The 4,529-nt window shown below is 73.7% G+C and carries 3 protein-coding genes and 1 pseudogene; 3 read left to right on the forward strand and 1 reads right to left on the reverse strand.

Annotation, left to right across the window (positions count from 1 at the left end; genetic code table 11):
* The 3 genes from DZF91_RS05165 to DZF91_RS05175 form a co-directional block, all read left to right on the forward strand.
* Positions 1 to 790: glycosyltransferase family 4 protein (locus DZF91_RS05165; protein ID WP_117356350.1), on the forward strand; the 790-nt coding region annotated here is incomplete at its 5' end.
* 254 nt (positions 791 to 1,044) lie between these two features.
* Positions 1,045 to 2,019 (forward strand): TerC family protein, encoded by a 975-nt coding sequence (locus DZF91_RS05170; protein WP_117356351.1) that lies wholly within the window; start codon positions 1,045 to 1,047, stop codon positions 2,017 to 2,019.
* A gap of 79 nt (positions 2,020 to 2,098) precedes the next feature.
* Positions 2,099 to 4,282, forward strand: coding sequence for an acyl-CoA dehydrogenase (locus tag DZF91_RS05175; RefSeq protein ID WP_117356352.1), 2,184 nt, complete (start codon positions 2,099 to 2,101; stop codon positions 4,280 to 4,282).
* Between the two features lie 34 nt (positions 4,283 to 4,316).
* On the opposite strand, the pseudogene DZF91_RS39465 reads toward DZF91_RS05175, so the two are convergent.
* Positions 4,317 to 4,529 (reverse strand): annotated as a pseudogene (locus DZF91_RS39465) (hypothetical protein); the annotation flags it as partial.

Genomic DNA, 4,529 nt, shown 5'->3' on the forward strand with positions numbered 1-4,529 from the left:
GGTTCCGGTGGTGGTGACGCTGCACAACGCCGTCCTCGCCGGCGGGCGCACCGCCGCGATCTACGGGGCGCTGGAGCGGGTCGTCGCGCGCGGGGCCGCCGCCGTCCTCGGGGTCTCGCCGGATCTCGAGGAGCGGATGCGGGCGCTCGGGGCGCGGCGGGTGGGGCACGCGCTGGTGCCCGCGCCCGCGCGGGGGGACGTGCCGGGTCCGGAGGTGCGGGGACGGGTCCGTGCCGAGCTGGGTGTGGAGGACCGGCCTCTGATCGTGACGGTGGGCCGCCTCGCCGAGCAGAAGGGCCTGCCGTCGCTGCTCGACGCGTCCGCCGGGTGGGGCCGCCGGACGCCGGCGCCGCTCGTCGTGATCGCGGGGGACGGCCCGCTGGAGGAGCGGCTGCGCGCGCGGATCGAGGACGAGGACCTGCCCGTCCGGCTGCTGGGCCGCCGCGCGGACGTGCCCGCCCTGCTCGCCGCCGCCGACGTGGCGGTGCTGCCCAGCCTGTGGGAGGGGCAGCCGCTGGTCGTCCAGGAGATCCTGCGGGCGGGACGGCCGCTGGTGGCGACCCGGGTGGGCGGCGTGCCGGGCATGGTCGGCGAGGACGGGGAGGCGGCGCTGCTCGTCCCGGCGGAGGACCCGGAGGCCTTGGAGAAGGCGGTGGTCCGCGTCCTGGACGATCCGGCGCTCGCCGTACGGCTGGGGGCCGCGGCGGCGCAACGCGCGACCGCGCTGCCGACCGAGGACGACGCCGTGCGGCAGCTCACCGGGCTGTACCGGGAGCTCGTCCTTCCCTGACCGCGCGGGAAGGCCCTGGCGCCGTGGAAGGCCGTTACCGCGCGATAAGGGTTCCGGACCGGCCGGTTTCCGACCCCGCTGGGGGAATGGGCTGCCCGTGTTGTACCGTTACAGGTAGATGGAGGGGAGTATCCCTGCGCGCGGTTCCCGTCAGTACGGGCGGTCCACATCGTCCCGGGTTCCGCGGCCCGGCGCCCCAGGCGCCCGGCGGGAGAGACCTCCGGCAGTTTCGGCATGCCGGAGGAACCCGAACAATGCACGTGACACCCATGGTCTGGGCACTCACCCTGATCGGCCTGGTCGCGATCATCGCCGTCGACCTGTTCGTCATCAACCGTGACGAGAGCAAGGAGTTCACGACCCGCCGGGCCGCGTTCTGGTCGTGCGTGTACATCGGGATCGCCGTCCTGTTCGGCCTCGGCGTGTGGGCGTTCTCGGGCGGGACGTACGCGGCGCAGTACTTCGGCGGCTTCGTCACCGAGAAGAGCCTGAGCGTCGACAACCTCTTCGTCTTCATGGTGATCCTCGCCAGGTTCGCCGTGCCGAGGCACGCCCAGCACACCGTCCTGATGGCCGGGATCGTCATCGCGCTCGTGCTGCGCGGCATCTTCATCGCGGTCGGCGCGGCGGCCATCGCCCAGTTCACCTGGGTCTTCTTCATCTTCGGCGGGTTCCTGATCTGGACCGCCTGGGGTCTGGCCCGGGAGAAGGACGAGGAGGCCGAGTTCAAGGAGAACGCGCTGCTGCGCTGGTTCCGCAAGGCCATCCCCGTCCGGCAGGACTACGCGGGCAACAAGATGGTGGTGCGCAGCGGCGGCCGGTGGGTGGTCACCCCGCTGATGATCGTGATGGTCGCCATCGGCAGCACCGACGTGCTGTTCGCGCTCGACTCCATCCCCGCGATCTTCGGCCTGACCACCGAGCCGTACCTGGTCTTCACCGCCAACGCGTTCGCCCTCATGGGCCTGGTCCAGCTCTACTTCCTGCTGGAGGGCCTGGCCGCCCGCCTGGTCTACCTGAGCAAGGGACTGGCGTTCATCCTCGGTTTCATCGGCGTGAAGCTGGTGCTGCACGCGATGCACGAGTACGGCGTGGAGTGGGCCCCCGACATCCCGATCTGGCTGTCCCTGGCGGTGATCGTCGGGACGCTCGCCGCCGTCACCGCGGCCAGCCTCGTCTCCGAGCGCCGCGGGACCGACCGGGACGCGGTGGAGTCCGGCAGGCGGTGAGAGTAGGGTCACAGCCGCACGCGAACAGAACTCCGTTCTAGAATCGGAGTCGACCCAGCGGTCTGAGAGAAGGTGACCCATGGCCATCGGACTGACCGAGGAGCATGAAGCCCTCGCCGAGTCGGTACGCGGTTTCGTCGAGCGGCACGTCCCCGGATCCGTCGTCCGCGCGGCGCTGGAGGCCGACGCGGAGGCCCGGCCGCCGTTCTGGCCGGCCCTCGCCGAGCAGGGCCTGCTCGGCCTGCACCTGCCGGAGGAGCACGGCGGGCAGGGCTACGGCCTGCTGGAACTGGCGGTGGTGCTGGAGGAACTGGGCCGCGCCGCCGCGCCCGGGCCGTTCCTGCCGACCGTGCTGGCGAGCGCGGTCATCGCCTCGTCCGGCAACGCCAAGGTCCGCGCCGAGCTGCTGCCGGGCCTCGGCGACGGGTCGGTCACCGCGGCCGTCGCGCTGGGCGGCAGCCTGGCCGCCGACCGCGACGGCGAAACGCTGCGGGTCACCGGCACCGCCGAGGCGGTGCTCGGCGCGTCCCTCGCCGACGTGATCGTGCTGCCCGCCGGGGACGAGTGGGTCGCGGTGGACGCCGTCGCCGTCACCGTCACCCCGGTCCAGTCGCTGGACCCGGTGCGCCGCGTCGCCCGGATCGAGGCCGACGGCGTGCCGGTCGCCGCCGACCGCGTGCTGGACGGCGTGACCGCCCGCCGCGTCGCCGACCTCGCCGCGACGCTGTTCGGCGCGGAGGCCGCCGGGCTGGCGGGGTGGCTGGTGGACACGGCGGCGGACTACGCCAAGGTCCGCGAGCAGTTCGGCCGTCCGATCGGGCAGTTCCAGGGCGTCAAGCACAAGGCCGCCCGGATGCTGATCGCCGCCGAGCAGGCCCGCGCCGCCGCCTGGGACGCCGCCCGGGCCCTGGACGAGGGCGCCGAGGAGGCCGGGTTCGCCGCGGCCGTCGCCGCCGTCATCGCCACGGACGCCGGCGTCGACACCGCCCGCGACGCCATCCAGATCCTCGGCGGCATCGGGTTCACCTGGGAGCACGACGCGCACGTCTACCTGCGGCGCGCGCTGACGCTGCGGGCGCTGCTCGGCCCGACGAAGCAGTGGGCCGCGCGGGTCGCCGAGCTGGCGCTGGCCGGGGGCCGCCGCGAGGTCGAGCTCGAACTGTCCGCCGACACCGAGCCGCTGCGCGAGCGCATCCGCGCCGAGGTCGCCGAGCTCGCCGCGATCGGGGACCGGACCGAGCGCGACCACCGGATGGGCGACGAGGGCTGGACCGTCCCGCACTTCCCCCGCCCGTGGGGACGCGGCGCGGGCCCGGTCGAGCAGGTGCTCATCCAGCAGGAGCTCAAGGCCGCCGGGGTCAAGGCCCCGAACCTGGTGATCGGCGCCTGGCTGGTGCCCTCGCTCGTCCGGTACGGCACCGAGGAGCAGAAGGAGCGGTTCCTGCGCCCGACGCTGCGCGGCGAACTGGTCTGGTGCCAGCTGTTCTCCGAGCCGGGCGCGGGCTCCGACCTCGCCTCCCTGTCGATGCGGGCCGAGCGGGTCGAGGGCGGCTGGCGGCTCACCGGCCAGAAGATCTGGACGTCCGTCGCGCAGTTCGCGCAGTGGGGCTTCTGCATCGCCCGCACCGACCCGGACGCGCCCAAGCACGACGGCATCACCTACTTCCTGGTGGACATGAAGGCCGAGGGCGTGGACGTCCGGCCGCTGCGCGAGCTGACCGGCGAGGCGATCTTCAACGAGGTGTTCCTCGACGAGGTGTTCGTCCCGGACGACTGCGTGGTCGGCGAGGTGAACCAGGGCTGGCAGGTCGCGCGCAACACGCTGTCGAACGAGCGGGTGTCGCTGTCCACCGGCGGCGGCCTCGGCATGGGCGTGCCGGAGCTGCTGGACTTCTTCCGGGGACGGGAGCTGGACGCGGTCGGCACCGCCGAGGTCGGCGCGCTGGTCGCGCAGGGCCAGTCCATCGACCTGCTCGGGCTGCGCACCACGCTGAAGCAGCTGAACGGGGTCGAGCCGGGTGCGGAGTCCAGCGTCCGCAAGCTGCTCGGCGTCCGGTTCAACCAGCAGGTCGCCGACCACTGCTGGGCCGCGCAGGGCGTCGCGGCGGCGACCGAGGTGCCGCTGACCGAGTCCGGCATCGTCGCCCGGGCGATGCTGTTCAGCCGCGCGATGACGATCTACGGCGGCACCACCGAGGTGCAGCTGAACATCATCGGCGAGCGGCTGCTGGGCCTGCCCCGCGACCCCGAGCCCGGCAAGTGACGGGCTGAAGCCCGTGCCGCGCCGTCCCCGGGGCTCAGTCGCGCCGGGGGCGGTGCATGTACGCGACGTTCAGCACCACCAGCGCCAGCCACACGAACAGCACCCCGCCGGGGCCCGCCAGGGACGCGCTGACCGCCGTGAGCGGGATCGACATCGCCAGGCTGACCAGCGGCAGGACCAGGGAGTGGTCGCGGCCCGCGCCCCGCGCGCGGGGCGGCGCCGGGGCCTGCCGGGGCAGCTCGCGCCC

The sequence above is a fragment of the Actinomadura logoneensis genome (genome assembly GCF_003428695.1).
GTDB classification, from domain to species: Bacteria; Actinomycetota; Actinomycetes; order Streptosporangiales; family Streptosporangiaceae; genus Spirillospora; species Spirillospora logoneensis.